The sequence below is a fragment of the Chroococcidiopsis sp. TS-821 genome (assembly GCF_002939305.1).
Classification (GTDB): domain Bacteria; phylum Cyanobacteriota; class Cyanobacteriia; order Cyanobacteriales; family Chroococcidiopsidaceae; genus Chroogloeocystis.
On the sequence record NZ_MVDI01000015.1, the window covers coordinates 63,334 to 89,967 of the forward strand.

Below are 26,634 nucleotides of genomic sequence, written 5' to 3' on the forward strand. Positions count from 1 at the left end.
GAAATGGTATCAGGGGTCAGGGTGAAGCAGTATGAGCTTCTATAATTTACTCACTCTCTTAAAACAAAATACCGATAAACGCAATTACGCCAATAAAAACAAGCGCGATCGCAACAGTTAACGCTAATGAGCGACGTGGGGTATAAAGATAATCTTCCTCGCGTTGGATGCGGGCAAGTTCTTGCTGATGCTCTATAGTTGCCACAATCATGGCATATGTTCCTAATGCAACAAAAGCTAAACCTAGAATTCGCGAAAATCGCACGGGATTGAAGTTTTCAGGAACTTGCAAGCTACGGATTGCACTGACGATGCGATCGATCCCAAATCCAAAGCTAATTAAAGCTAGACAAGTCCGAATCCATGCCATAAGTGTACGTTCAGCCGCAGCGCGGTTGCGTTCTTTGGCAAGTTCAGCTTGGATATTCGGTGCTTTGCGTGCCGGAAGCGGGTCATTCATTACCAATCAATTCGACTGCGGTCATTATTTTCTTTTATTTGAAACCGAATTTAGCCTGAGCAGTCATAAAAAGTTAAAGAACTCAGTTTAAAGATAGATTATTTTCCTGTTAATAACAGGTTAAAAAGTATTTCAAGTAACTTAGTACACTGAGTTAATTAAAGCACATAGTTTTGAAAAAGGGGAAGCTACTACTGCCAATGCCGATAAAAGCTACTGTAGAGCGTCAATCAGGAAAAAGATGAGTAAAGCTGCTACGAAAACGACACGTCTTCCAGGGAAAGCAAATACCAGTATTTGGTCGCAGTTTGAAGCAAAGCGATCGCCGCCGCGCAAAACCTTACGCCCAGGACAATTCGGTTGGGTAGTAAACACAGTAATTCCACTGAGTTTAACCATTGTAGCTGGTATCGCGGTTTTGTTACCAACCGATATAGAGTACTCAGCCCGCTTATCTTTATTTGCCTTCGCTCTCGCAGTGATTCTTTGGTCAACAACATCGTTGAATGCAGCTTACGTCGCACTCGCCGCCATGATGCTACTGATTTTGTTTGGTGGCATTTCCCAAGAACAACTTTACGAAGCGCTAGCATCCGACGTTATTTGGCTGATGATCGGTGCTTTTATTTTAGGGGGAGCGGTACAGCAAACAGGCTTAGCTGCCAGATTAACACAACTTGTGGTAGCAAAAGCGCAAAGTGTGGGCAGTATGTTTTGGTTGATGACAACAATGCTGATTCCGCTATCCTTTTTTATTCCTTCCACCTCTGGTAGGGCAGCGGTTGTGATTCCTGTTTTTCGCAGTATTGCCAGTGCGGCTGGCGATCGCCGCATTACACGCGGTTTAGCCTTGCTCATGCCCACGGTGATCTTAGTTTCCACAATTGCAACGCTGATTGGCGCAGGTTCGCACCTGATTGCGAATGACTTACTCCACCAAATTGCCGGAGTACGTTTGTCGTTTGCGCAATGGGTACTTTACGGTTTGCCGTTTGGAGTTGTCGCGAGTTATCTCTCGTGTTGGGTAATTATGCGGTTGTTTCTCGACAAAAAACGTCTCAGCCGCCGCCTGCAAGTGCCACTTGCTAAACGTAAACCTTTATCGCAGAAAGAATGGGTGACTTTAATTGTTGTTGCCATTATGGTTGCCCTCTGGCTAACTGAAAGCTGGCACGGGTTTGAAATTGCGACTGTCACTGTTATCGGTGCGTTGATTTTAACTGCTCCTAGTGTTGGAGTATTAAAGTGGCAAGAAGGACTCAAAGCAGTTTCTTGGAACTTAATTATTTTTGTCGGTGCTGCCTTAATTCTCGGACGCGCTTTGATTGATACAGGTGCCGCACAATGGATTATCAATCAACTGTTTAACCTTAGTGGCATTGTCGGTGCAGAGTCACAGCTACTGATTTTAGTTGTACTTACCGTAATTTCGCTTACTTCGCATATTTATATGACATCGCACACTGCGAGGGCGGTTGCACTTGTACCTGCCATATTGTACCTCGCGAGTAGCTTGCAACTTAATCCAGCGGCGGTGTTGTTTATCAGTACGGTAGGTATGGACTACTGTTTGACGTTTCCCGTGAGTTCTAAAGCGTTGTTGATGTTTCAAGAACTCGAAGGCGAAACATACAAGCCAACCGATTTACTGCGCCTGAGTTCAGTCATGCTGTTGATTCACTTTGGATTGATGGTGCTATTTTACTACGCCTATTGGCGCTGGATTGGTTTAAGTCTGTAAGCAATACGATCTATGAATCTACGACAGAAACTATTAACGACATTTGGCGGACTCGCATTGCTGACATTAGTTTCCTCTGGTGTAACGCTATGGACGATCGCACAATGGCGAATTAGTAGCGAACAACTGCAAGGTCATTACCAACGCAGCTTACTTTTGCAGCGCGTGCGAGCAAACGCTTTTCGCGCGATTAAAGAAGTGCCAGACGCAATTACAGGTAACGATCCGGATGCGCGTCAAGAATTTGAATCATTCCTGCAACCAGTCGAGCAAGACTTTCAGCAGTGGTCGGCGTTAGCGCACAACAAGGCAGAACAGCAGGAAGTACAACAAGTTCGTCAAGCATACAATGTGCTAGTACAAAACGCTCGCAGAGTTTTTGATTTGGTAGACGCTGGGCGAATAACGGAAGCGTTGCAGTTTGCAGAAAACCCCCTCGAAGGAGATAACTTCGCCTCATTTCAGGCAGTGACAGAAGAAGCCGTTGCTTCCGACCGACAAAATCGTCAGATTATCAATGCGCAAGTGCAAAATACACAACAAACCGCACAAGTCGCGCTGGCAATTGCTGCATTTGGGGCAATTTCGCTCATCCTCCTGCTTGCCGCTTATTTAGCTTCTGATTTATTTGCACCTCTACGCGAAGTTGAATACGCCCTCAATGACGTATCGCGGGGTGATTTTCAGCGGCGCTTAGAAATCGAACGCGACGACGAACTTGGAACAATTAGTCATGCTTTCAATCGCATGGTTGAAGCCGTGCAGAAGCGTCAACAAGTTGTCGGGTTGGCGGCGGTGAATGCTACTGATGATGATGGCGTCGCCGTTGATTGGCAAAATTTACCAGCCAGAGTAACGCTACATCGCTTGGTCACGCAGTTGCGATCGCGCGTCACGCAAATTAACCAAAACGGTGTCCATGACGGAAACACCCAAGTTCTTACCGAACAAAAGCAAGCCGTCGTCGATCAACTCGATCTTTTACTACAATCAGTTTCTCGTATTACCGAATTTGGTTTTCCTCTCGATCTCAATCTGGCGCGTACCGATATTCGAGCATTACTGTACGAAGTACTGCAACGCTTCCAAGCCGAATTTGTCGAACAAGCCATTAGTATCGAAGTTGATATTACCCCAGAAGTTAGCTATGTCGTTGTCGATCGCCTCAAGCTACGCGAGGCGCTAAGTGAGTTAGTGCGCAATGCGATCGCCGCATTACCAGAACAAGGTGGTCGCATCGGATTACGTACCAGTATTAGTTCTGATGGCACCGAGTTAGAGATTGAAGTCGCAGACAACGGTAAAGGCATTAAGCAGTCATTAATTGAAAGATCGTTTTCCCTCGCTGCACAAGGAAAGCACTCTGGCGTAGGGTTAGCCCTCACCAAGTCAATTATCGAACAGCACGGCGGTGAAATCGCGATTACAGGCGAACCAGGTCAAGGTACGTACGTACAGATTCGATTACCGTTACGCGAATAGTGACAAGGCAGTGTCTTGCCCAAAATACCTAGTAGGAGATTCAAAACATGAGTTTACGAATATTAATTGCCCCCTCTGGATTCAAAGAAAGTTTAGAAGCCGATCGAGTTGCTGATTGCATTGCCAATGGTGTTTTACGCGCCTTACCCGATGCAGAAATTCAGAAAGCCCCCTTAGTTGATGGCGGCGAAGGTTTTACTAAAGGACTCGTCGCAGCGACAGGCGGTACGCTACACAACATAACCGTGACGGGACCTGTAGGACAACCTGTTGCTTCTCATTTTGGGTTTCTCGGTAACACTCAAGTCAAAACGGCTGTGCTAGAAATGGCAGCTGCTGCTGGATTGCGTTTAGTCCCGCCAGAAGTCCGCAATCCTCTTGTCACAACAACTTACGGCGTCGGCGAACTCATTAAAGCCGCCCTCGATCGCGGTGCCGAACGTATCCTTGTTGGTTGTGGTGATTCGGGTACAAATGACGGCGGTGCAGGAATGGCGCAAGCTTTAGGAATCCATTTTTTCGATACTGATGGTCAAGAATTAGGAACAGGTGGCGGCGAACTCGCCAAGTTGCAACGCATTGATTTACGCGATCGCGACCCGCGTTTGGAACACGTCAAAATTGATGTTGCCTGCAATTGGCACAATGTTCTGTGTGGCGATAAAGGCGTCGCCCGCGTATTTGGTCCGCAAAAAGGCGCATCGCCGGAGATTGTCGAACAATTAGCCCAAGCGCTTGATAATTATGCTGCGGTGATTGAAAGCCAAATGGGCATCGACGTCCGAGAAATGCCAGGAAGTGGCGCATCGGGTGGTTTGGGAACTGGATTGCACGTTTTTTTAGGTGCTACTCTTCACCCGCGATATGACATTGTCATGCAATATTTGGAACTTGATAGTTTACTGCAAAAAGCTGATTTGGTGATTACTGCTGAAGGTAGTATTGACTTTCAAACTCCACGCGGCAAAATTCCCGCAGAAGTTGCTCGACGTGCTAAAAATTATCAACTGCCCGTGATTGCTTTAGCTGGGACAATTGGTAAAGATGCAACGGTAAATTTAGAGCATGGCATTGATTCATTTGAGAGCATTTTAGATGCACCGCGTACGTTAGACGATGCGATCGCACAGGCTCCTGAGTTAGTCACAAATGCGGCTGAGCGGACGATGCGTTTATTACTCGTAGGGCAGCATCTTAAGTAGCATAGCAGGGTTCAGGCTTTTATTCTAGTCTTACTGTGAGCTTCGATCGCGTCCTAACTCTAGTGACTAGGGCTATATTTTGTACTAGACCGTAATTGAAGAGATGCTTTTGACATAGCAAGGAAAGTAATTCTATTACTCTACCTTGCCTTTAATCCCGATCTTTGACGACTGACCTCTACTATTGAACTTCGCTTGCAGTCGTTGACGCCACCCTTGGCGTTTGTCTAGGAGCAATGTTTCTTCTTCATCAAATTGATACGCTAGCAAATACGCGGTGGTCAACCACTTGGACAAATCAGGTTGATGCATATACTCCTTTACTGCATAAATCAATCATTATTTCTGTTAAATATTTAACAAAACATAGGAGAGAAATACCTCTCCTGTAGGATAGAAGTACAGTACAACGGTTATTACTTGCTATTCGCTAAACTAGCAGCATCGACATTAATCAACGGTAGAGTACCATTACCGCTCATTACCGTAGGAAAACGACCGTCCCACTTTTCAATCGCTTGTTTTTGCAACAGTTCTGGCGTTAGAGTCAGCCTTTGCAGTCTTTGGGCTTCCGCTTGTCCTTTGGCGCGGTTGACTTCAGCGATCGCCTCTTTGGAAGCTTTCAAAGCGATAAATTCGGCTTGTTTTGCTTCTTGTTCAGCAATTTGTTTAGCTTCAATTGCTTTGCTAAACTCTGGCGAGAAGGCAAAATTCACAAGCGAAACATCATCAACAACAACCCCATAATGGGCTAAGCGACTTTCAAGTTGTTTGTCAATTTCTTCTTTGAGATCTGTTCTTTCAGTAATAATTTGTTCAGCCGTTTTTTTCGCCGTAGCTGCTTTTAATACTTCAGAAACAGCAGGAGTAATAATACCGGCAACAATTTGTTTTTCATCGCCAACTTGCTGATAAACTTTATTAACTCTAGCGGGATCGATATGCCAATTTAGTGAAATTTCTGTGGTAATTTTCTGCAAATCTTTAGAAGCTGCATCTGCATTAAAACTACTTTCTTGTACGCGGACATTGATACTTCTAACAGTAGTCACAATTGGCATAATCGGGTGAATACCCTCATCTAAAACGGTATCTTGCACTTTACCAAATCGCATAACGACACCTCTTTCACCAGCATTAACGATGGCGAAAGGTTTAAAGACAACTGCTGCAAGTACAAGAGCAACACCACCTGTAAACAAAACTCCTGACTTGAGACTATCGATAGCACCAAATCTGGTTCGCATATTGTATGTTTGAGTAATTTAATAGCAAAAGTGAATAAATAAATAGAGTTTTTTGTTGCGCTGTTTTAGCAATAACTCACCCTTATAGAAGCTGAACTTATCTTCCGTTAATGTCCACTACAATTAGTATCGCCGCTATTTAGGAAAACCTCAAAAAGTATAATCAAAACTTTATAAATACTTTCATGAAAATTCGCAAACATCATTCTTGGGTACTCACAGTTGAAGAGGCGATCGCGCTTCAAGAAAAGTTAACAAAAGAGGTGATTACCGCAGACCAAATTCCGCAGCCAGTGCGGTATGTTGCTGGGGTAGATATGGGGTTTGAATCTGCTGGAACAATCAGTCGCGCCGCTGTAGCCGTATTGAGTTTTCCAGCGTTGCAATTGCAAGAGTATGCGATCGCGCGCCGCCCGACATCGTTTCCCTATATACCAGGATTGCTATCGTTTCGTGAAATTCCTGCTTTACTCGATGCCTTGGAAAAAATTAATACTACACCAGATTTAATTCTCTGCGATGGTCAAGGAATCGCGCATCCGCGCCGTTTAGGGATTGCCTCGCATTTAGGGTTAATTTTAGATATGCCAACGATTGGCGTTGCGAAATCTTTGTTGGTTGGTAAACATCAAGAAGTACCGAATATCAAAGGCAGTTGGCAACCGATAATCCATCGTAAAGAAACGATTGGGGCAGCCTTACGAACGCGTGTAGGTACAAAGCCAGTGTATATTTCGAGTGGTCATCGCGTAAGTTTACCAACAGCAATTGATTATGTTTTGCAATGTACGCCAAAATACCGCTTACCAGAAACGACGCGAATTGCCGATAAGTTAAGTAAGAGTGATGATTAACACTTTATTGATATTGATAAAGTTGGTGCGATTTGGAGACTTAGAGAAGCCCCCTACCACTACTACATCGCCCACACGTGAGGAACTTTAGCCTCATATAAATCTAAATTCTGACCTCTGCTATACAATTAGCTGAATGCTTGATAACAAACTTCTTTCGTTAAAGAGATTTAAGGTTTTGCGACTGAGATTGCCTCTAAAATCCAAAAGTGACAAGCTAGCCAACTCGGAAAATGAATAGGCGATATTTGGGTAACGAGCGTTTAGGAAGTCGATTGAGTTTGATACCGTTGATGGGGTTAGTGACAATAGTCGCTGTAGAAAGTGGCACAAAGCCTGCATCTCCTGCTGCAACTTTATCAGGTTGGCGCTTCGATCCGGCGGCAAATCAGTTAGAAATTACGCTAGAGGCGAAAACAACACCTAACTACTTTTTGCTCGATCAGCCGTTAAGAATTGTTCTTGATTTACCGAATACGCAGTTAGGAAAAGTCGCGACACAACAAGATTATACTGGGGCAGTTCGTCAAATTCGCGTTTCGCAGTTTGATAAAAATGTCACTCGGATTGTTTTAGAACTTGCGCCCGATACTGTTTTAAATACAGGGCAAATGGTGCAACTACAACGCACAACACCACAAGCGGATAGCGGCGATCGCTGGGTATTACGTCCCCAAATTGCGCGTCAAACGTCACTTCCTACCACACTACCGCCTGCAACATTTCCTGGTTCTCAACAGCCCGTCGTCAGCGTACCACCCGTACCCAACGAACAAATTATTGATTTTGGGCAACCGCTACCCACAACTGCACCAAGCGTGACACCGCCAACTCCCCCCAGCAATGTTACAGCACCTGTTATCGTTGTACCTGCAAGTCCTGCACCACTTCCTAATACGGCTTTACCCAACACGGCGATGTTGAGTAGACAGTCACCCGATGTCCTATTACTCGCAGGGACAAGGCTTAATCTCCGCTACGCTGGTGAATCACCATTACTTCTCAAAGCAGGCGTTCCCCAACCTGCAAAAATGGTTCTCGCAGAGGATGTTCGGAATCGCAATTTAAATGCTCAAAGTGTCGTTATCGATAATTTAATCGCCCCCGCCGGTACGACAGTGATGGGAGAATTTAAAACTGATACTCGTGGTAGTCGCTTTGTGGCGCAGGCGATCGCGCTTCAAGGTCAAAATTTGCCGCTAGCAGCTGAATCAGATGTTCTCGACGCCGCTGATAAAGTTGCTGCTTACGCGACAACGATAGAACCAGGCAAAATTGTCCAAGTTCGCTTAACTCAAGATCTCATAAAACTGGAAAGTGATTAGTAACCTAGACAATCAATAGCGTACTTTTTGAGGTCGGGTAATAGGTAATGGGATGAGCAACATTATTACCAATTACCAATTACCAATTACCAACTTTGTCATTACGTTTATTTTTTACCCACTTAACTAAAATCTTTCTGACTCTTGTGGTGCAACTGTACCAGGTTGATTGAGATAGTAGTTCTTAGCCGCATCGTTTTGATAAACACAGCTAATTTCGGGCGAACTACCCAAGTCACCTGTAAAGGCAAATGTATTCATGCGGTTCTTACAATCGCGTACTTGTTGCGATGTGACTAGGTTGCGTTGTTCTAAAATTGCCCAGTTGTTAGTACGTAACACGCATCCAGGGCGTAAACTTGGCTGCGCTACGTAAACGTTAAAAGGGTTGAGCGAGACAAATAAACGCGTGTCCATGACCATTGCGCTAGCACCAAATTGAACGCACAATTGAGGATTAGGGGCACTTTGATCGATAAATTCCCTTGAGGCTACGTTGGAAGGACTGAGTGTTGTTGTAGAACTGAACGCAATGCCAATGCCAATTCCTAAAATAAAAACCCCTGCTAAGACAAACATTGAGGTTAAGTTAAATGCTGTCGATACAAAGCCAGGAGATTTAGTTTCAGGAGTTTTAGTATATTTACGTTTCATCTTTGCTCGGTTATGCCAGTAACTAATATAGTATGACGATCTTATTCTTGGAATAGTTTAGGGCAAGCGAGGTGCTTGTACTAGGTGCGCGAGATGCACTGTTTTTACATTAGATGTACATTAATTAACACAACTTTTTGTTTCAACAACAGTGAATTCTCAAAGCTCACTACAACTTGGTAAAACGAATCAGTCTTTTCAATGGCGATCGCTCATTGCAGATAGCCTCACGGTGTTTTGGGGTGATTGGTTGAAGTTGCGCGTACGCATTGCCCAAATAGCAGCCTCTGGGTTAGTGTCACCACTGATTTATATTTTAGCTTTCGGACTAGGTTTGGGTAGCTCCTTACCGCAGCCAGCGATTGGAAATAGTTATTTAGAGTTTATTTTGCCAGGAATGGTGGCATTGTCGTCAATGACGATTAGTTTTGGCGGTACGACGTTTTCTATTTGTGGCGATCGCTTGTTTACCAAAACGTTTGAAGAAATGCTGCTTGTTCCGGTTCATCCACTGGCGTTGCATATCGGTAAAATGCTGGCAGGCATTGTCCGCGGATTGATGACATCCGGTTCGGTGATTCTTATCGCTATTTTATTTACTGGAAGAATTTGGAGTTTTCTTAACCCGTTGTTTTTGCTGTTGCTGGTACTCAATTGTGCCGTCTTTGCGGGGCTAGGAGTTCTTGTCGGCTTAAATGTGCGATCGCTTGAAAGTGTCGGTTTATATAATAATTTCTTAATTATTCCGATGTCTTTTTTAGGCGCAACCTTTTTCGATCCTGCTACCTTACCCGCCGCCTTAAAAGCGATCGTTTATCTTTTACCTCTGACATATACAAGTACAGGATTACGCGCCGCTGCTTACTTACCGCTGTCGCAGTTTCCTTGGTATAGCATTCCCATTTTACTGGGGTGCGCGATCGCATTGTCGATGTTAGGAGCATATCAGTTTGCGCATCAACAAGATTAAGTTTTCTCGGTAATAAGTAACGGGTAATTGAAAATAAAAATCAGTCTTAAAGCTAAGAAAGTTGTCGAGAAATGTTGACGTAGGAATCTTTATGCTATGGAGTTAGTCAGGTGTGAGGTTGTCATGAATAACTATGAAAAAAATTGTGGCAGTCGCATTGTTTGTCTTTGCGATGTTGCCGTTAAAGGTATCTGCACAAAATTATTCAGAATTTTATATCTTTGGCGATAGCTTAGTTGATGATGGTAACTTATTTCAACTCACAGGTGGACTCATTCCACCAAATCCGCCATATTTTAACGGGCGATTTTCTAATGGTCTTGTTTTTGTCGAAATTTTAGGAACTGAGTTAGGAATTCCAACTGAGGCAACAAATAACTATGCATTTGGTGGAACAACATCAGGAAACGTCAACGCACTCAATTTATTAGTCGGTACGCAACTACCATCGTTACCTGCACAGCTAAATCTCTTTCTTACTACTGCCGGAACTTCTAGCACAGATGCGTTATACGTGTTGTGGACAGGCGCAAATGATTATATCATTTTGCCACCAGAGCTACGGACAATTGATACCCAAACGGTAGTCAACAATCTTTCTAATACATTAACAACGCTCATCGATGCTGGGGCGCGTAATTTAATTGTGCCTAACTTACCTGATTTGGGTAATACACCCCAAGAACGTGTTTTACCCACTGCAACAGCACTCACAGCGTTAACTAATAGCCATAATGCTAATTTAAGGACTGCGCTGCAAGGATTAGCTGCAAGTCGCGATGTTAATATTATTCCACTCGATGTCAATGCGCTATTGGGTGAGGTCACGGCTGATCCGCTAACGTATGGCTTGACAAATGTCACCGATCGCTGTCTTGGCAACCCAAACTGTACTAACCCTGACGAATTTTTATTCTGGGATGGAATTCATCCTTCAGCACAAAGTCATCGCATTATTAGTGAATACGCGACAGCAGTCATTACTGCACCGCAAGCAATTATTCCCCAAGCTGATATTGCTTTAAATATTGCCAAAAGGTACGTACAGCATATCGATGCCCGTTTATCAGCGCTGCGTGGAGTTCAAACTTTGACGGAAGGGCGATTGGGTGTATTCCTAAATGGCAATGTCAACTTTGGCGATCGCGATTCAACAAATAACGAAGTTGGCTACGACTTTATCAACACGAATATCACGGCAGGTGTAGACTACCGCGTTACCAATAATCTGGCGCTTGGTGTTGCCTTAGGTTATGTCAACAACGACACTGATTTAAGTAACAACTTGGGCGATATCAACGTTGATGGCTATGCTGTTTCAGTTTATAGCAACTTTGTGCAAAATAACTTTTATACCGACGCAGTTCTCAGCTACGGTAATAATAACTTTAATATCGCGCGCCGAACGAACTTTTATAACCGTACTGCTACGGCGGATACAAATGGCAATCAATTTTCAGCAGATCTAAATAGCGGTTACGCGATCCGTTCAGGAAATGTTGCCTATGGACCAACGCTTGGTTTGAGATACGATCGCATTCATATTGACGGCTACACCGAAAATAATGCTGGTAGCTTGAATCTACGGGTTGATGACCAAAGTGCTGAATCATTTGTGCTAAGTGTTGGCGCGCAAGCAGCCGTTGCTTTTAATACTGATGTTGGTACAGTTATTCCGCATCTTCGTGCTAGTTACGAACGCGAATTAGCAGAGAATAATCGAGAAATTGTAACGGAACTTATTACTCAGCCAGGAATTCCGCTGCGCACCCGTGTAGGCGATCGCGATCGCGATTACGTCAAATTGGGCATTGGCGCACAGATAGTTTTTTCGGAAAATGCTTTAGGTTTGATTGATTACGAAACTACAATTGGGCGCGAGAATTTTAACAATCAGGTCATTAAAGGAGAACTTCGCTATCAATTTTGATGTAGATCGTAGATGATGTTATCTCTGATTAAATCACCTTTATTCGTGGTTAGTTACTAGCTACTATTCACACTTCACCATTTTTCTCATCACTAATCAACCTAATTTCAAACTTGGTAACTGGTCATAGGAGCAGATTCTATCACCAATTACCCATTACCGATCGATTAATACTTTCTTTCTTGTGGTTCAAACATCGTAATTGTTACTGGGCGATATTGTAGGTCAATTCCCGCAGGAGAATAATAAGCCATCGTGTGTTTGAGAAAATCAGTATCATTGCGATTCGAGAAATCTTCGCGGTAATGCGCACCCCGACTTTCTTGGCGATTCAATGCTGAGGCGAGAATGACTTGTCCGACAACAAATAAACTTTGAAGTTCCAATGCTTCAATAATTTCTGTATTCCAACACGTGCTTTTATCGTCTAAATAAATATCTGGATATTGTTGTTGCAATTGTTGGATTTGTTGTAAACCTTCTTGCATAATTTCTGCGGTACGAAAGACGCCACAGTGCTGCGTCATGCAGTCTTGAAACGCGGTACGCACTTGGTTAATGCGGTACTTTCCTGGTTGTTCGAGTAAGGCTTGTAGACGACGCTGGGCTTCTGTAATGTAACGTTGTTCGTCGATTGCAGGTAACTTGCGATTTTGCACGTACTGCGCGATCGCCGCCCCTGTTCTCCGCCCATAAACAACGCATTCTAGAAGTGAATTGCTTCCCAGACGATTTGCGCCATGCACCGAGACGCACGCACATTCACCCGCCGCGAAGAAACCCTCCACTAAATTGTCACCACTACTGCGGACTTGTCCATCGGTATTTACCGGAATTCCTCCCATCGAATAATGCACCGTCGGGCGTACCGGAATCGGTTGATGTACGGCGTCAATTCCCACTAAGCGGTGGGCTTCTTCCCAACAAAAGGGAACGCGACTCATGATTTTTTCTTGTCCCATATGACGCAAATCGAGATAGACAAATGGTCCTCCTGCACTACCATCAGGATGAATACCGCGTCCTGCCCGAATTTCAAGAGCGATCGCGCGCGACGTGATATCGCGTGGTGCTAATTCCATTCGACTTGGGGCATAATTTGCCATAAAGCGATCGCCTTCGCTATTAATCAAATACGCACCTTCACCGCGCACAGCTTCCGAAATCAAAACGCCGACTGGATACAAACCTGTGGGGTGAAATTGCACAAACTCCATATCTTCCAACGGTAGCCCCACCATTGCGGTCATTGCTAAACCATCACCTGTGGAAGCGTAATCATTCGAGGTGGTGTTATAAACGCGACCATAGCCACCCGTTGCAAACATCACTGCTTTAGCGCGGACAACCTCTAAATGTCCATCGCGAATGTTGTATGTCACAATACCTTTAGCTTGACCATCTTCTAAGATCAAGCGCAGGACGTACCACTCATCGTAAATCTGGACGCCATACCGTCGTAAATTATTGACGAGTTCGTGTAGAATCGCATGACCAGTTTTATCGGCTGCGTAGCAAGTGCGGTTATGCGAGTGTCCCCCAAACGCACGTTGCGCAATCCGCCCATCAGGTAAGCGTGAAAATAACACCCCCATGTGTTCCAGATCGATCACCACATCAGGCGCTTCCCGCGCTAGCAATTCCACGGCATCTTGATCGGCTAAATAGTCGGAACCTTTGACGGTGTCAAACGCATGGGCTTCCCACGTATCGCTAGTATCGACATTTTTGAGCGTAGCCGCGATTCCTCCTTGCGCGGCGACAGAGTGCGATCGAATGGGGTGCGTTTTAGCAACAACCGCAATATCGAGTTTTGGATCGGTGCGCGCAATTTCCACAGCCGCGCGACATCCAGCTAATCCACCACCAACAATAACAACGTCGTGTTCGAGCATGATTTAATATAAAATTTTTGCTTTTAATTTAGCTCATAAATCTATTGTGGTTTGAAATCTGTAAAGCCTAGCGCCTGAATTCGCGGCATAAAAACGCAGTACACCTGCGCGAACTAAAGCTTTAGAAACTAGTGAAGACAGGTTTTGTTTATGTAACAGCGGTTTCAACCGCGCCTTTTGTTAGTTGCCAAAACATCAAAGAAGTTCCCCTGACTCCTGACCTCCAACCGCTGACCCCTCTTAAAAAGGGTTAATATTATAGACTAACCGATTAATACTCAACCACCTTGCGTTCATGGCAGAAACTCTCTTTTTTAATGCGCTGCGTGCCGCCATTGATGAAGAAATGGCACGCGATGCCACTGTATTTGTTCTCGGTGAAGACGTGGGACACTACGGCGGTTCGTACAAAGTTACCAAAGACCTTTATAAAAAGTACGGCGAACTGCGACTACTCGATACGCCCATTGCCGAAAATAGCTTTACCGGACTTGCTGTAGGTGCGGCAATGACGGGGTTGCGCCCGATTGTTGAAGGCATGAACATGGGGTTTCTACTGCTTGCCTTTAACCAAATTGCGAATAATGCTGGAATGCTGCGCTACACTTCAGGCGGTAACTTCAAAATTCCAATGGTGATTCGCGGTCCTGGTGGCGTGGGTAGGCAACTCGGTGCTGAACACTCGCAAAGGCTAGAAGCTTATTTTCAGGCAGTTCCAGGGCTAAAAATTGTCGCTTGTTCGACTCCTTATAACGCGAAAGGACTACTCAAGTCAGCGATTCGTGACGAAAATCCAGTACTATTTTTTGAACACGTCCTGCTGTACAACTTAAAAGAAGATTTACCCGAAACCGAATATTTGTTGCCTTTGGATAAAGCCGAAGTTGTCCGCCAAGGCAAGGACGTGACAATCTTGACGTACTCGCGAATGCGGCATCACGTTATGCAAGCGGTCAAAACGTTAGAAAAGAATGGCTTTGACCCTGAGGTAATCGATTTAATTTCGCTTAAACCTCTCGATTTTGAGACGATTGGCGAGTCGATTCGCAAAACGCATCGTGTCATTATTGTGGAAGAGTGTATGCGTACTGGCGGAATTGGGGCTGAACTCATTGCCTCGATTAACGATCGCCTTTTCGATGAACTCGATGCACCCGTGCTGCGCTTGTCTTCACAAGATATTCCGACACCTTACAATGGAACATTAGAACGAATGACAATTGTGCAGCCTGAGCAAATTATCGAAGCAGTCGAGAAAATGGTGGCGTTGCGCGTTTAGAACGCATTTACATTGTTGCAGGCGGGTTTAGGGTATGCAAAGACAGCGATCGCTATTGGCTTTGATCGTCGTTTTGGTAATCGCTGCGATCGTGGCGATCGCCAGAATTCCGATTTCCTTGGGGTTAGACCTCCAAGGTGGTTCGCAGTTAACAATTCAAGTGCAACCAACAGCAGAAATTCCCCAAATTACTGACCGCGAACTAGAAGCCGTTCAGAGGGTTATTGAAAATCGAATTAATGGTTTGGGTGTTTCGGAACCTGTTGTGCAAACGGTCGGGCAAGACCAAATTCTTGTCCAACTGCCTGGGGTCAGCGATCCAGAGCAAGCTGAGCGCGTGCTTGGCGGTACCGCACAGTTAGAGTTTCGCATGCAACGACCAGGTACTGAAGCCCAATTATTTGCCGAACAGCAAGTGAGACTAGCACTGCTAGCAAAACAGCAAGAGTTAAGAACCACAGGTAACACCGCAGAAATTCAGCAAAATCAGGAAGCGATTGACCGTAGCAATGCAGCGATCGCGCAGTTATTTGAAAGCACGAATCCTCCGCTGACAGGTAGAAACCTAGAAGATGCGTTTGGTCAACCCACGCAGGTTCCCAACAACTGGGAAGTCGGGATTCGCTTCGATTCAGCTGGTGCTGAACTTTTTGCCCAACTAACGCGTGACCTTGCAGGAACAGGACGCAGTATCGGTATATTTCTGGATAACGAACTAATTAGCGCTCCTACAGTAGGTCCTGAATTTGCGCAAACCGGAATCACCGGAGGATCAGCTGTAATTACAGGACGCTTTACCGCCCAAGAAGCCAACGATCTCGCGATTCAATTACGCGGTGGTGCGTTACCTGTTCCTGTTGAAATTGTCGAGAATCGGACTGTAGGTGCCACTTTGGGACGAGACAGTATTCAACGCAGTATCTACGCAGGTATCGGTGGTTTGATTTTAGTGTTGATCTTCATGGTCATTTACTATCGCCTTCCTGGTTTAATTGCCGATCTATCGCTCGTTGTCTATGCATTACTCACCTGGGCAAGTTTTGCATTACTTGGTGTTACGTTGACACTGCCTGGAATTGCGGGTTTTATTCTGAGTATTGGTATGGCAGTTGACGCTAACGTTCTGATTTTTGAGCGAACGCGCGAAGAACTCCGCGCTGGTAAGTCGCTGTATCGTTCGGTTGAATCAGGATTTTACCGCGCTTTTTCCAGTATTTTAGATAGCAACGTAACAACCTGGATTGCTTGCGCGGCATTGTTCTGGTTAGGAGCAGGTTTAGTACGTGGTTTTGCTTTAACTTTGGCACTTGGTATTGCAGTGAGTATGTTTACAGCAATAACTTGTAGTCGGACGCTGATGTTTATCGCCATTAGCTTGCCTTCATTGCGTAAACCAGAATTATATTGCCCAAACCTGCCAGCAGTTCGGAGGGCAGAGGTGACACGATGAAACTGAGTATTAATCAATCGCGAAAACTATGGTGGGCAATTTCTATCGCTGCAATTCTTGCTGGGTTAGTGGCAATGCTGATTTCTTGGCAGCAAATCGGCGCGCCATTGCGTCCTAGTTTAGATTTTATTGGCGGTACGCGATTACAACTCGAACGCGATTGTAGTCAACCGAATAATTGCGCTCAACCGATAGATATTACTGCGGTGCGCGAAGTTCTCGCCGCGCAAGGACTTGCTAACAGCAGCATTCAGATTTTGGGGCAAGAACAACAAGGAATCTCGATTCGCACGAGTACCTTAAATGTCGAGCAACGGACGCAGTTGCAAGATGCATTGAGTCAACAAATTGGTGCGTTCGATCCGCAATTGACGCAGATCGACACTGTAGGTCCCACAATTGGTCGTCAGTTGTTAACTTCGGGTCTGTTGGCGTTAATCGTTGCATTTGTCGGCATTATCATCTACATTAGTCTGCGGTTTCAGTTGGATTTTGCCATATTTGGAATTATCGCGCTTCTACATGATGTCTTTATAACAGCAGGCGTTTTTGCCATTTTGGGCTTGGTGTGGGGCGTTGAAGTAGACAGTTTATTTATTGTTGCTTTACTCACAATCACGGGTTTTTCGGTTAACGATACTGTGGTAATCTATGACCGAATTCGGGAAATATTAAAAACAACTCCTGATCGTCCGATTAGTGATATTGTCGATGATGCTGTCAATCAAACGCTCACCAGATCGATTAATACGACATTAACAACGTTACTAGCGTTGTTTTCTATCTTTCTCTTTGGTGGAGAAACATTAAAAAACTTTGCTTTAGCATTGATTATTGGCTTCATTTGCGGTGCTTACTCCAGCATCTTCATCGCGAGTACTCTCCTTGCATGGTGGCGCGAACGTAGCGGTCAACGTTTGGCAACACAAAGTGTATCTACGATTAGCTCCCCGCCAAAAGATCCTTAAAAATCATACCCTCACTATGGCTCAACCCGATCGGTCACGCTATTACAATCAATCTGAAATTTATCGCGATACAACTTTTAAACAGCAAGTTGAGAAGCTACATCAGCTAACTGTCTGCGGTAGATGGTTGTTTGTAGGTATATTGTGGCTAACGGTTGGGTCGTTGAGCTTGTGGGGGCTACGTGGGGAAATTGCTTTGTGGCGACAGTATTTCACTTGGGTAGCAGTGCGCTACGGCTTGTATTACAACCCAATACCAACTTTGGGCTTAGCAATCTGTATTGGAATGACTTTAGGTGTCTTGCTTTGGCAAAGTCGTAATATCCTCTTAGGGATACCCGCGCAGGAAAAGCGCCGTCTAGAACAACAAGTAAATCGCATCCGTCAACAAGGTGCAAGTCATCCGCTATGGAAGTGGGTTTGTCGGTAGTTTAAACTTTAAGCGGGCAGCGAGAATCGAACTCGCATCAATAGCTTGGAAGGCTATGGTTTTACCACTAAACTATGCCCGCAGCAGAATGTTGCTTAACTAGAATAACACATATTGCTAACTGAACGCAAGGGAGTTCCGATGCTCTCAATTTGGTGCAGCATCTCTACAATTTCCTGAAAGAGGTCGTGACCCACCATACTATAAAGGTGCTTAAACTCAGCAGAGCCGACAAAAAAAGTTGTAAGTCGGTGTCTACCATGCTCATTTTCTCTCATTATTTCATCCCTATCACACTACTACTTCACAATCCAACTTTTCTGCGACCAACTGTCTCACTGCTTGACTCTCCTTGCAGGATAGGAAGAATATAACCTGTGGGCTAGTATCCTTAACGCCGTACTTAATGCTAAAAATGAGAACTGTTGCGTGTATTGGAAATATATATGATCGTTAACCCTACTCGTGATGGATGGGAAATTATCTATCATCGCGCCCATGCGCTGCTTGCAGCCCAAATTGCCGGACAATGGCAAAGAAAAAATACTCCTATTCGTTTATATGAGACGATCGCGGCGATTTCGCACCACGATGACTTAGAAAAAGAGTGGGAGGAAAAGTGTCTCACGCCTGCTGGCGCACCCATGGACTTTACGCTCGACCCAGAAACATCCTTTGATGAGTTACGCAAGCATCTAGAGGGAGCGTTGTATCGCGGACGTTGGGTAGCATTACTTAATTCAATGCATATGAGTCGCTTGCAAGAAGGTAAACGTTCTGAATCCGCTGAGGCTGCTAGCTTTTTAGAAGAACAGTTGCAGAATCAACAGCGGTGGTGCAAGGAATTAGGTATTTCTCAAAAAGAAGCAGATGAAGCTTATGCATTTATGCAATGGTGCGATCGCTTGTCATTGATTCTTTGTCAGCGAGAACTCCCTGCTGATAATCGCGCTTTAGAAATTAGCAAAGCACACGACGGGCAACGCTACGATATCATGCAAGTTGATGAAGGCTTCGTGACAGTCACGCCGTGGTGTTTTGAAGATAAGCGCTTTACAGTAAATGTGGAAGCAACCGAGCTCGATCAAGTCAAGTTTGATGACAACGCTAGTTTAGTCAAAGCCTTAAAATCTGCGCCGCGCAAGATTGTCGAGTGGACGTTTGTCAAATCATAAGAACTTTGAAATAGTTCTATTTTTGTCAAGCTAAATGCGTTCTAGACATATACCTTACTAATATTTAGCTACAATCTTTATATCAAAGTGGTAGATAGCAAGAGAACTTGGCATAGTAGTTCTAATAGTTTCTCTTGCTACTTTTTTAGTATCTTGCATTTCTTTAATATTGACCAAAAGTACAATACTGCTTGCGTCAGCTACAGAACAAATAAGACATCGCGTCCATACCAAACCCTTATTTCTTTCCTCTGCGCTACGCCACTTTCACGAAAGTGACTCTGTGTGGTTCGTTACTTATCTTCTACAATCACAACAAGAATAAACTGCTGAAATGCAAATTCCAGTCATTGATTTTCAGCCATTTACCACAAGCGATTCAGCAACACGACAAGCAGTAGCACAACAAGTTTATCAAGCTGGTCGCGAAATTGGATTTATGTATCTCAAAAATCCAGGGATACCTCCACAACTAATTGAAGCCCTATTTACGCAATCGCAGTCTTTTTTCAATCTTCCTCTAGAAGTCAAGCAGCAGTTAGCTTGGAGTGACAAGGTGAGTAATCGCGGTTATGTGGGAATTGAAAGAGAGCGGCTCGATCCTGATAAACCTGGAGATCTCAAAGAAGCATTTAACGTTGGAAAAGAAGATAGTAGCTACGACGCTGCTGCTGCAATGAGAATTAATAAGTGGCTACCTGAGTACAAAGGTTTTCGACATGATGTCCTGGCTTTTTGGGATGCTTGTTGCGAAGTTGCAGCAAGCGTTTTACAAGCATTTGCGATCGCCCTACAAGTGCCAGAAGACTTTTTTACCACAAAACACGACCAACAAAATCATACATTGCGACTACTGCATTATCCACCCATCGAGCAATCGCCAAAACCAGGACAAGTCCGCGCTGGGGTGCATTCTGATTATGGTAGCATTACACTCCTATTTCAGGATCGGGTAGGAGGATTAGAAGTCCAAACGCGGAGTGGGGAATGGATTTTAGCGCCCGCGATTCCTAATACAGTGGTTGTCAATACGGGAGATTTGATGCAGCGGTGGACAAATCATGTTTTCTGTTCTACCAAGCATCGCGTCATGATTCCAACAGATGAACGGATAAAGCGATCGCGCTATTCTATTGCCTTTTTCTGTCATCCCAACCACGATGCAGTAATTGCGTGTCTTCCTGGTTGTAGTCGAGAAAATCCCGCGATTTATCCACCTGTATCCGCTGGAGAGTATTTACTTAGTCGCCTGCAAGCAACTTATTAGGTACGCGCTTGATGAGAATCAACAGACGCGATCGCCTCAAGTTTTGGCAGTTTTAACAACAGCAACAATAACAATCCTTGCACTACCATCATGTTAGTGACAAGAAAGAAAGTCGCCTCTTCGATCGGCAATCCAAACAACTGTATTCCTGTTGTATACATTTCAGAAATTTGCCAAATTCCATCACCAATTGCAATTCGGTCTATTACCCATAAATACAGTGTGGGTACAACCGTCGCAATTAACCAGATGCGTTGCATTGCTTGCAGTATTGCTGCACCTATGACCCACTGCAATGTTAATACGGGCGCAGCCCAAGCAAGAATAAGTCCCAAATATACCGTTGAGGGCGATCGCAGCATCAAAATTCCAGTAATACATAACGATACCCCAACGACCATTAACAGCACGCGCAACAAGGGGGAAGCCGTCTGTTGAGTTGAATCGGGTTGACGCGCTAGCAGCCAATAAAGCCAGAGTCCTGTCAGAATACATTGCAGGATGAAAAATAAATATTCTTCAATCGGTACATAGCCGATTGTACCTAAGACGCGATCGCTGCCATATCCCCACACTTTCCGCCAAACTAAATAGTTGTCCCAAGGCGTTGTATAGATAAAAGCGACAATGGCAATTAAAGGTAATCCTAACCACGCCCTAAGCCCGCCAACACCTGCAAGAGGTTGTGGCTGTATCCATGCGAGAAACAAAATGGGAGGAAGCACAAACAATAAATGAAAGACAAAATAGCTCATAACTCCGGCTTGATTTTATAAAATGCAAGTAGCGCTTGCTAATCAAATAGTATGTACCATTGATCGAGTTAAGCTGTCACTATCTCTGGTGTTACGGGTATGCGTACATTCGTTGCAGTCAAATAATTAGTAAATAAAAGCTGACATGTATATATATTTTCCTCCGTTTAAAAGATCAAAAATTAGATAAAATATATGGTCTAAGATTGTTATTCTAATAGCGACAAGCGATCGCTCCTTGAGCAGTTACCGCCTCTGGCAACAATGAAACACACCTTATCTGTTTTAGTCGAAGATGAAGCGGGAGTTTTGACCCGCATTGCTGGTTTGTTTGCACGTCGTGGCTTTAATATTGAAAGCCTCGCAGTCGGTCCTGCCGAGCAAAATGGCATTTCGCGCATTACAATGGTTGTTCCAGGTGACGATCGCGTCATCGAGCAGCTTACCAAACAACTTTACAAGCTTATTAACGTCCTTAAGGTACAGGATATTACCGAAACTCCCTGCGTCGAGCGCGAACTGATGCTCCTCAAAGTCAACGCCACAAGTTCGACACGCTCAGAAATTGTCGAATTAGCACAGATTTTTCGCGCCCGCGTTGTTGATGTTGCTGAAGACTCACTCACCCTTGAAGTCGTTGGCGATCCTGGTAAAATGGTCGCGATTGTCCAGGTGTTGCAAAAGTTTGGTTTACGCGAAGTTGCTCGCACTGGCAAAATCGCTCTCACGCGCGAATCAGGCGTGAATACAGAACTACTGAAATCTTTAGAAGCTGCAAAAGTTTAGTAGAGTATTGCGATCGCAGTAACGATAACTAAATTACACTAATATTTTTGTAGTTGCTTGCTGAGTTGAATGGGATGATTATCTTGCACAACGACTAGAAGAATTACAGTCGTTGCTAGATGTTGTGCTGATTGTTGAGTTTGCCATTCTATTATTTTTAAGTATAATGCCTTATCCCAGCTATCTAACTAACCCATACTCACAACTGATTTTTCTCGTATTTATTTAATTTGCAGCAGTTTTTATGCTTCTAATGTATTTAATTTAATCCTTAACAGCGCTGTCGAGGCTAATTTTCTTCCTGTCAACTTGATAATTAAAATTATGTAAATTGAAGTATAATTTTTTTAATCCAGAGCTGACACGCGAAGCCCAGCAAACTTTTCTGTTTTACATATAAAAGGCTAGCTGCCTTATTCATCTTTTGATTTAACAGCAACTAGGGAAACTGCTTCAACAGCACAAAGGCTTTTTTGACAAGCAATTTCCCTCATTTTAAGTTTCACTTCCCAACACCACAACTATTTGCTATATTCTTGTCATATTCAATGTCAAAACTTGGCGAAACAAAGCATAGATAGTTTCCCTATCAAGCGGCTGTTATATGTTTAGCTTGAGAAATCGGATTCTTAGTATCTTTTTGCATATCAGTTACTAACGCAGGTGCGATCGCAGAAGCTGACTCAGATTGATATTGCTTCCAATTTGATATCAAGTCTTCTACTATCCCTTTATGCTCAGAATTGCGATCGCACGTTAATAACACTTTCAGTGTTGTTGTGTAAACATTGTCAAAAATTTCATGTCCATAGCCAACGACTTTACCTATGTGCCCTGTATTTTGATTCAAAACATAGTCGCCGATACTAAACATATAATGCTCATCTCCTAAGGCAAATACAGAGTGATTCTTTAATTATTAAGAGTTTTAGAAATGTCAACTTCATCCCTGTAGCGTGTCTTAGCTATTCAGGAGACAGATTTATATATTTGTATGTGTCTATAAGTTGTACTCGCGAATACAAAAAGTGAAACTTAAGAGTAACTTAATGCAAAATCTAAGCCTGAAGATAGGGTATTTCTGCGATCGCAAATCGCTAAGTTGAGGTGCATTGACTCCTTAAGCTGAGCAATGCCAAAACATGACAAATTGCTACAACAGGGTGTGGAATATGAGTGAAGTACGAGAACTCGTTTTACCGATAGAAAGTAGCGAAGCACCCAATTTAGATGGTTCACTTCTCTTCATTGGTACAGCGACGGTTTTGCTACGTTTCGCTGGATTTACAATTCTCACAGATCCGAATTTTTTACATCAAGGCGATCGCGTACATCTAGGCTATGGCATAACTTCAGCGCGTCAAACGAATCCAGCACTGGAAATTGAGCAGTTACCTCCACTCGATTTTGTGGTACTCTCGCATATGCATGACGATCATTTTGACTCGGTTGCAGCAGCAAAGCTCGACAAAAGCTTACCCATTATTACCACACATCATGCAGCAGCCGACTTAAAAAAGAAAGGATTTACAGCACCGCACGCACTTCAAACCTGGGAGAAGTTGCGCGTTACAAAAGGTAATGCTAGCGTACAAGTTACCGCAATGCCAGGAAGACATGGTCCAGCCATTTTATCTGCTGTGTTACCGCCAGTGATGGGAAGTATGCTGGAATTTCAGTTCGATTCAGTTGTCTTTCGCCTCTACATCACCGGTGATACGCTTATTTATGATGATTTACGAGAAATTCCGCAACGCTATCCTGACATCAACTTAGCTTTGCTTCACCTTGGAGGAACAAAGGTTTTTGGCGTTTTGTTAACGATGGATGCTACACAAGGAGTTCAAGCAATTCAAATTATTGCGCCGCAGCTAAGTATACCAATTCATTATAACGATTACACTGTATTTAAGTCGCCGCTTGCGGATTTTATGCACGCCGTCGAAGATGCAGGATTAAGCGATCGCGTACACTATCTCAGCCACGGTGAAACTTACAATTTTCATCTTTAAATAAAGAATTCCCTCACTCTTTGACGACACTTGCGCCACAATTTATGAGAACAGAGTAAGGGATATACTATAGCAATTGCAGATATGCTAGAAGCTCAGAGCTAAGAATATAGTTTACTCTTAACCCTGACCTCCGACTCCTGCTATAGTGTACTTTAGTTACTTCTTCGGTGTCTGCGGACGATAGTTACTACTAGTAGATACGGCTTCTACAGGCTTTTTCGCACTTTGTTGCTGATAAAAGTCAACGACTCGTTGTACGTATGTCGCAGTTGCACCGCTATTGCAACCCGTCGCATTTCCTGTCATCCACCAACAAGCTGTACGCCGTACCGCAGTTATTTCGTTGCGATTACCCGCGACGTATTGCTTTTGTAACTCGCGGCGCGCAATACATGATACAATCTCGCGGGCTTTTGCTGGACTTGCTTCAACTTCTTGTGGTGTAAGTTCTCTACCTATACATTGTTTTGACCAACTAGGGATAATTCCTGGGGTAATTTGCCATTCGCTGTAAAGCCCGTCATTCGTCTTACCAGTTTTTGGCGCAGCTAAGCGCAATGCTTCCACCATCGCCCCGACTTGCGTATCAGTCACTTGTTGTGCTTGAACTGGCAGTGTCCCCAGTCCTAAACTAACAATTATTCCACCAAGCAGTAAACGCATGATTTACTTTTCCTCCTACACTCCAAAATTTATGATAGGTGGAATAGGTAATTCTAGCATCACCCACGGTTCGCTTTGTTAGTTGCTATAGTACTTGCAGCAAATAAGAAGTAGTGAATTCAGCCTAATATGGTTTATCTTCCGTACATTTCTGATGAGGATTTAAGAAAGGCTGTAAAAAAAGTTGTTGACTGTATTTTGTCTACTCAGCAACGACAAGAAGCAGAAATGTATAGAAACGTTATAGATCCATTTTCAGCAATTTTTGATGGTGCAGTTCAAGGTTTTAGTTTAGAAGATTGGCTACAAAAAGAACGTAGCAGGCAAATACAAAAAACAATACAGAATCAAATAGGTGATTTTCACGAAAATGTTTTAAGTAGCGTTCCTGGCTGGAAAAAGCTCAAAAAAGGAGTAGACATATGTAATGAGAAATGCCAAATACTTGCAGAGATTAAAAATAAACATAATACAGTCAAAGGAAGCGATGAGGTAGTTATTTATGATGATTTGCTAGCTTGTTTAAACAAGCCGCAGTATCATAACTTTACGGCTTATTATGTAAAAATTATTCCTAAAAACAAAGAATCTTACGATAAACTGTTTACACCTTCAGATAAAGAAACTTCTACAAGAAGACCTGCAAATGAAAAGATAAGACAAATAAGTGGACAGGCGTTTTATGACTTGGCAACTGGTACATCAGGAGCTTTAAGTATGCTTTTTAATGTCTTACCTGATGTCATTAGTGAAGTCTCAGGATTAAAAGCACTCGACGAGCAATAAAAAGCTACATTTAGAACTTTATTTGATAAAGCTTACTAACTCTTCTTCGTCAATTTGGTTGATTTGACAAAGCGCTCATAATTGCTCGTCCTAAATGGTAGGCAAATTTTACAGGCACAGCATTACCAATCTGCTGATATTTTGAACTTATACCACCCATAAATTCCCAATCGTCTGGAAAGGTTTGAATTCTTGCGTATTCTCGTACAGTAAACGGGCGAGTTTCATCAGGGTGACAGCGTTCTGTTTGTTTTTGTGAAGGTGAAGTTGTCAAAGTCAAACTTGGTTCATCCCAAGAGATTCGACGCGCCATACCTGTTCTTCCGCCAGAAAGATAGTAGCTTTTCATCATATAGCTTTTTTGAATATCTTCTGGTAAATCCCGCCAACAACCTCCAGGGGGTACAAGTGCTAAAACAGCAGCTTTTTTAGGGCTATACTTAATACCTTCTGATGGTGGAACATTTTTGAGCGCATCCCTTAATGTCAAAATGTTTGGAGATGGAGCAGGATATCGGAAGTAAATTCCTGGAAGCGTTCCAATGATAATAACTCGCTCTCGCTTTTGTGGTACGTCATAATTAACAGCATTCAGTAAACGGTACTGAACGTTGTATCCTAATGATTCAAAAACAGCGAGAACTGTTGAGAGCGTTTTTCCCTTTTGGTGACTAATTAAGCCTCTGACATTCTCAGCCAAAAATAGTTTAGGTTTTACCTCTTTGACACAACGGGCAAATTCGTAAAAAAGAGTACCGCGAATATCCTCAAGTCCCAAGCCTTTACCTGCATAGCTGAAAGCCTGACACGGAAATCCCCCTGTGACAACATCTGCACTCATATTGTCAAAAGCAACTTGGGGTACGTCTGCATGAATGACATTCTAGTTTGGACGGTTGTGGCGCAGTGTTGCTACCGCATCTTTGTCAATTTCAATTAATGCTTTAGCTTCTAGCCCTGCGTTTTCCAGCCCAAGCGCTAATCCACCAGCCCCTGCAAAAAGTTCGATTACAGTAGCTGTCGCTGTCGTTGCTGCTTGTAGATCGGGAGCCGCGTACGAAGTTGGAACTTCAAATAGATCTAGCTGAGTATACATAATAGTAGTGAGTATAAGCAATATTGAAGATCTACTGTCAGCTAATTAGCTAATTAACAACTGTATACTAAGCTTTAATACCAATTCTTTAAAGGAGGGCTACAGATGGTATAAAACTGTCATTGGGTTCAAGAGGCATCTATGGCAGGGGTTTACAAACTAGAAATCGCTGAAAGCGTCGAAGACCTCAAGCAGTTGCTGCGA

24 protein-coding genes, 1 tRNA gene and 1 pseudogene are annotated in these 26,634 nt (G+C 43.7%); 16 read left to right on the forward strand and 10 right to left on the reverse strand.

Features of this window, described 5'->3' with window-relative positions:
* Window positions 1-58: 58 nt before the first annotated feature.
* Complete coding sequence (locus tag B1A85_RS22410; RefSeq protein ID WP_104548941.1) at window positions 59-460, reverse strand: YidH family protein; 402 nt, start codon at window positions 458-460, stop codon at window positions 59-61.
* A 241-nt stretch (window positions 461-701) separates the two neighbouring features.
* Between B1A85_RS22410 and B1A85_RS22415 the strand changes: the two genes are divergently transcribed.
* The 3 genes from B1A85_RS22415 to B1A85_RS22425 are packed head-to-tail and all read left to right on the forward strand — an operon-like array spanning window position 702 to window position 4,885.
* Window positions 702-2,201, forward strand: a complete 1,500-nt coding sequence (locus tag B1A85_RS22415; protein WP_104548942.1) for an SLC13 family permease — start codon at window positions 702-704, stop codon at window positions 2,199-2,201.
* Window positions 2,202-2,213: 12 nt separating this feature from the next.
* Window positions 2,214-3,683 (forward strand): HAMP domain-containing sensor histidine kinase, encoded by a 1,470-nt coding sequence (locus B1A85_RS22420; protein WP_104548943.1) that lies wholly within the window; start codon window positions 2,214-2,216, stop codon window positions 3,681-3,683.
* A gap of 47 nt (window positions 3,684-3,730) precedes the next feature.
* Window positions 3,731-4,885, forward strand: coding sequence for a glycerate kinase (locus B1A85_RS22425; RefSeq protein WP_104548944.1), 1,155 nt, complete (start codon window positions 3,731-3,733; stop codon window positions 4,883-4,885).
* A 135-nt stretch (window positions 4,886-5,020) separates the two neighbouring features.
* Here B1A85_RS22425 and B1A85_RS24105 read toward each other — a convergent pair whose 3' ends face one another.
* Complete coding sequence (locus B1A85_RS24105) at window positions 5,021-5,197, reverse strand: hypothetical protein (RefSeq protein WP_168192464.1); 177 nt, start codon at window positions 5,195-5,197, stop codon at window positions 5,021-5,023.
* Between the two features lie 104 nt (window positions 5,198-5,301).
* The gene (locus tag B1A85_RS22430) at window positions 5,302-6,132 is read right to left on the reverse strand and encodes a prohibitin family protein (RefSeq protein WP_104548945.1); all 831 of its coding nucleotides are present in this window, start codon (window positions 6,130-6,132) and stop codon (window positions 5,302-5,304) included.
* A 185-nt stretch (window positions 6,133-6,317) separates the two neighbouring features.
* Between B1A85_RS22430 and nfi the strand changes: the two genes are divergently transcribed.
* Together nfi and B1A85_RS22440 are read left to right on the forward strand one after the other, a co-directional pair.
* Window positions 6,318-6,986: a deoxyribonuclease V gene (gene nfi, locus B1A85_RS22435; RefSeq protein ID WP_104548946.1), complete on the forward strand. Its 669-nt coding sequence runs from the start codon at window positions 6,318-6,320 to the stop codon at window positions 6,984-6,986.
* Between the two features lie 233 nt (window positions 6,987-7,219).
* Window positions 7,220-8,311 carry an AMIN domain-containing protein gene (locus tag B1A85_RS22440; protein WP_104548947.1) on the forward strand — a complete coding sequence of 364 codons (1,092 nt, stop codon included), beginning with the start codon at window positions 7,220-7,222 and terminating at the stop codon, window positions 8,309-8,311.
* 126 nt (window positions 8,312-8,437) lie between these two features.
* Here B1A85_RS22440 and B1A85_RS22445 read toward each other — a convergent pair whose 3' ends face one another.
* Window positions 8,438-8,965, reverse strand: a complete 528-nt coding sequence (locus B1A85_RS22445) for a DUF3172 domain-containing protein (protein WP_104548948.1) — start codon at window positions 8,963-8,965, stop codon at window positions 8,438-8,440.
* A 151-nt stretch (window positions 8,966-9,116) separates the two neighbouring features.
* Between B1A85_RS22445 and B1A85_RS22450 the strand changes: the two genes are divergently transcribed.
* Complete coding sequence (locus B1A85_RS22450) at window positions 9,117-9,935, forward strand: ABC transporter permease (protein ID WP_104548949.1); 819 nt, start codon at window positions 9,117-9,119, stop codon at window positions 9,933-9,935.
* Between the two features lie 133 nt (window positions 9,936-10,068).
* On the forward strand, window positions 10,069-11,865 hold the full coding sequence (locus B1A85_RS22455) for an autotransporter domain-containing protein (RefSeq protein ID WP_104548950.1): 1,797 nt from the start codon (window positions 10,069-10,071) through the stop codon (window positions 11,863-11,865).
* Between the two features lie 167 nt (window positions 11,866-12,032).
* Here B1A85_RS22455 and B1A85_RS22460 read toward each other — a convergent pair whose 3' ends face one another.
* Complete coding sequence (locus B1A85_RS22460) at window positions 12,033-13,760, reverse strand: succinate dehydrogenase/fumarate reductase flavoprotein subunit (RefSeq protein ID WP_104548951.1); 1,728 nt, start codon at window positions 13,758-13,760, stop codon at window positions 12,033-12,035.
* 295 nt (window positions 13,761-14,055) lie between these two features.
* On the opposite strand from B1A85_RS22460, the gene B1A85_RS22465 reads away from it, so the two are divergent.
* From B1A85_RS22465 to B1A85_RS22480, 4 genes are read left to right on the forward strand one after another with little or no spacing between them, the layout of a single operon-like run.
* On the forward strand, window positions 14,056-15,039 hold the full coding sequence (locus tag B1A85_RS22465; RefSeq protein ID WP_104548952.1) for an alpha-ketoacid dehydrogenase subunit beta: 984 nt from the start codon (window positions 14,056-14,058) through the stop codon (window positions 15,037-15,039).
* A 34-nt stretch (window positions 15,040-15,073) separates the two neighbouring features.
* On the forward strand, window positions 15,074-16,489 hold the full coding sequence (secD, locus tag B1A85_RS22470; protein WP_104548953.1) for a protein translocase subunit SecD: 1,416 nt from the start codon (window positions 15,074-15,076) through the stop codon (window positions 16,487-16,489).
* Window positions 16,486-17,457, forward strand: coding sequence for a protein translocase subunit SecF (gene secF, locus B1A85_RS22475; protein WP_104548954.1), 972 nt, complete (start codon window positions 16,486-16,488; stop codon window positions 17,455-17,457). The genes secD and secF overlap by 4 nt, the downstream gene beginning before the upstream one ends.
* A 16-nt stretch (window positions 17,458-17,473) precedes the next feature.
* Window positions 17,474-17,887 (forward strand): hypothetical protein, encoded by a 414-nt coding sequence (locus B1A85_RS22480; RefSeq protein ID WP_104548955.1) that lies wholly within the window; start codon window positions 17,474-17,476, stop codon window positions 17,885-17,887.
* 11 nt (window positions 17,888-17,898) lie between these two features.
* Here B1A85_RS22480 and B1A85_RS22485 read toward each other — a convergent pair.
* Window positions 17,899-17,969, reverse strand: a tRNA-Gly gene (locus tag B1A85_RS22485).
* A gap of 364 nt (window positions 17,970-18,333) precedes the next feature.
* Between B1A85_RS22485 and B1A85_RS22490 the strand changes: the two genes are divergently transcribed.
* Window positions 18,334-19,062, forward strand: coding sequence for a DUF3891 family protein (locus B1A85_RS22490; RefSeq protein ID WP_104548956.1), 729 nt, complete (start codon window positions 18,334-18,336; stop codon window positions 19,060-19,062).
* A 334-nt stretch (window positions 19,063-19,396) separates the two neighbouring features.
* A complete protein-coding gene (locus B1A85_RS22495) occupies window positions 19,397-20,329 on the forward strand; it encodes an isopenicillin N synthase family oxygenase (protein ID WP_104548957.1) in 933 nt (310 codons plus the stop codon).
* On the opposite strand, the gene B1A85_RS22500 is transcribed toward B1A85_RS22495, so the two are convergent.
* Window positions 20,326-21,084 (reverse strand): lycopene cyclase domain-containing protein, encoded by a 759-nt coding sequence (locus B1A85_RS22500; RefSeq protein WP_104548958.1) that lies wholly within the window; start codon window positions 21,082-21,084, stop codon window positions 20,326-20,328. The two genes, B1A85_RS22495 and B1A85_RS22500, sit on opposite strands and share 4 nt — an antisense overlap.
* A 264-nt stretch (window positions 21,085-21,348) precedes the next feature.
* On the opposite strand from B1A85_RS22500, the gene ilvN reads away from it, so the two are divergent.
* Complete coding sequence (gene ilvN, locus B1A85_RS22505; RefSeq protein ID WP_099702841.1) at window positions 21,349-21,870, forward strand: acetolactate synthase small subunit; 522 nt, start codon at window positions 21,349-21,351, stop codon at window positions 21,868-21,870.
* A gap of 589 nt (window positions 21,871-22,459) precedes the next feature.
* Here the strand turns inward: ilvN and B1A85_RS22510 are convergent.
* A complete protein-coding gene (locus B1A85_RS22510) occupies window positions 22,460-22,744 on the reverse strand; it encodes a hypothetical protein (protein ID WP_210404684.1) in 285 nt (94 codons plus the stop codon).
* A 298-nt stretch (window positions 22,745-23,042) separates the two neighbouring features.
* Here B1A85_RS22510 and B1A85_RS22515 point away from each other — a divergent pair, with 298 nt between their 5' ends.
* Window positions 23,043-23,882 carry an MBL fold metallo-hydrolase gene (locus B1A85_RS22515; RefSeq protein ID WP_104548959.1) on the forward strand — a complete coding sequence of 280 codons (840 nt, stop codon included), beginning with the start codon at window positions 23,043-23,045 and terminating at the stop codon, window positions 23,880-23,882.
* Window positions 23,883-24,041: 159 nt separating this feature from the next.
* Here the strand turns inward: B1A85_RS22515 and B1A85_RS22520 are convergent, their stop codons facing one another.
* Window positions 24,042-24,548: a hypothetical protein gene (locus tag B1A85_RS22520; protein ID WP_104548960.1), complete on the reverse strand. Its 507-nt coding sequence runs from the start codon at window positions 24,546-24,548 to the stop codon at window positions 24,042-24,044.
* A 129-nt stretch (window positions 24,549-24,677) separates the two neighbouring features.
* Between B1A85_RS22520 and B1A85_RS22525 the strand changes: the two genes are divergently transcribed.
* Window positions 24,678-25,334: an Eco47II family restriction endonuclease gene (locus B1A85_RS22525; protein ID WP_104548961.1), complete on the forward strand. Its 657-nt coding sequence runs from the start codon at window positions 24,678-24,680 to the stop codon at window positions 25,332-25,334.
* A 49-nt stretch (window positions 25,335-25,383) separates the two neighbouring features.
* Here B1A85_RS22525 and B1A85_RS22530 read toward each other — a convergent pair.
* Window positions 25,384-26,430, reverse strand: a pseudogene (locus B1A85_RS22530) (DNA cytosine methyltransferase).
* Window positions 26,431-26,634 lie beyond the last annotated feature (204 nt).

What these genes read in the sequence shown, in the direction of transcription:
- nfi (WP_104548946.1), top strand. Translation starts at nt 6,318, where the DNA reads ATGAAAATTCGCAAACATCATTCTTGGGTACTCACAGTTGAAGAGGCG.
- B1A85_RS22490 (WP_104548956.1), top strand. Translation starts at nt 18,334, where the DNA reads ATGATCGTTAACCCTACTCGTGATGGATGGGAAATTATCTATCATCGC.
- B1A85_RS22420 (WP_104548943.1), top strand. Translation starts at nt 2,214, where the DNA reads ATGAATCTACGACAGAAACTATTAACGACATTTGGCGGACTCGCATTG.
- B1A85_RS24105 (WP_168192464.1), bottom strand. Translation starts at nt 5,197, where the DNA reads ATGCATCAACCTGATTTGTCCAAGTGGTTGACCACCGCGTATTTGCTA.
- B1A85_RS22515 (WP_104548959.1), top strand. Translation starts at nt 23,043, where the DNA reads ATGAGTGAAGTACGAGAACTCGTTTTACCGATAGAAAGTAGCGAAGCA.
- B1A85_RS22465 (WP_104548952.1), top strand. Translation starts at nt 14,056, where the DNA reads ATGGCAGAAACTCTCTTTTTTAATGCGCTGCGTGCCGCCATTGATGAA.
- B1A85_RS22440 (WP_104548947.1), top strand. Translation starts at nt 7,220, where the DNA reads ATGAATAGGCGATATTTGGGTAACGAGCGTTTAGGAAGTCGATTGAGT.
- secF (WP_104548954.1), top strand. Translation starts at nt 16,486, where the DNA reads ATGAAACTGAGTATTAATCAATCGCGAAAACTATGGTGGGCAATTTCT.
- B1A85_RS22430 (WP_104548945.1), bottom strand. Translation starts at nt 6,132, where the DNA reads ATGCGAACCAGATTTGGTGCTATCGATAGTCTCAAGTCAGGAGTTTTG.
- B1A85_RS22415 (WP_104548942.1), top strand. Translation starts at nt 702, where the DNA reads ATGAGTAAAGCTGCTACGAAAACGACACGTCTTCCAGGGAAAGCAAAT.
- B1A85_RS22410 (WP_104548941.1), bottom strand. Translation starts at nt 460, where the DNA reads ATGAATGACCCGCTTCCGGCACGCAAAGCACCGAATATCCAAGCTGAA.
- B1A85_RS22480 (WP_104548955.1), top strand. Translation starts at nt 17,474, where the DNA reads ATGGCTCAACCCGATCGGTCACGCTATTACAATCAATCTGAAATTTAT.
- B1A85_RS22525 (WP_104548961.1), top strand. Translation starts at nt 24,678, where the DNA reads ATGGTTTATCTTCCGTACATTTCTGATGAGGATTTAAGAAAGGCTGTA.
- B1A85_RS22445 (WP_104548948.1), bottom strand. Translation starts at nt 8,965, where the DNA reads ATGAAACGTAAATATACTAAAACTCCTGAAACTAAATCTCCTGGCTTT.
- B1A85_RS22500 (WP_104548958.1), bottom strand. Translation starts at nt 21,084, where the DNA reads ATGAGCTATTTTGTCTTTCATTTATTGTTTGTGCTTCCTCCCATTTTG.
- secD (WP_104548953.1), top strand. Translation starts at nt 15,074, where the DNA reads ATGCAAAGACAGCGATCGCTATTGGCTTTGATCGTCGTTTTGGTAATC.
- B1A85_RS22510 (WP_210404684.1), bottom strand. Translation starts at nt 22,744, where the DNA reads ATGTTTAGTATCGGCGACTATGTTTTGAATCAAAATACAGGGCACATA.
- ilvN (WP_099702841.1), top strand. Translation starts at nt 21,349, where the DNA reads ATGAAACACACCTTATCTGTTTTAGTCGAAGATGAAGCGGGAGTTTTG.
- B1A85_RS22495 (WP_104548957.1), top strand. Translation starts at nt 19,397, where the DNA reads ATGCAAATTCCAGTCATTGATTTTCAGCCATTTACCACAAGCGATTCA.
- B1A85_RS22460 (WP_104548951.1), bottom strand. Translation starts at nt 13,760, where the DNA reads ATGCTCGAACACGACGTTGTTATTGTTGGTGGTGGATTAGCTGGATGT.
- B1A85_RS22520 (WP_104548960.1), bottom strand. Translation starts at nt 24,548, where the DNA reads ATGCGTTTACTGCTTGGTGGAATAATTGTTAGTTTAGGACTGGGGACA.
- B1A85_RS22425 (WP_104548944.1), top strand. Translation starts at nt 3,731, where the DNA reads ATGAGTTTACGAATATTAATTGCCCCCTCTGGATTCAAAGAAAGTTTA.
- B1A85_RS22455 (WP_104548950.1), top strand. Translation starts at nt 10,069, where the DNA reads ATGAAAAAAATTGTGGCAGTCGCATTGTTTGTCTTTGCGATGTTGCCG.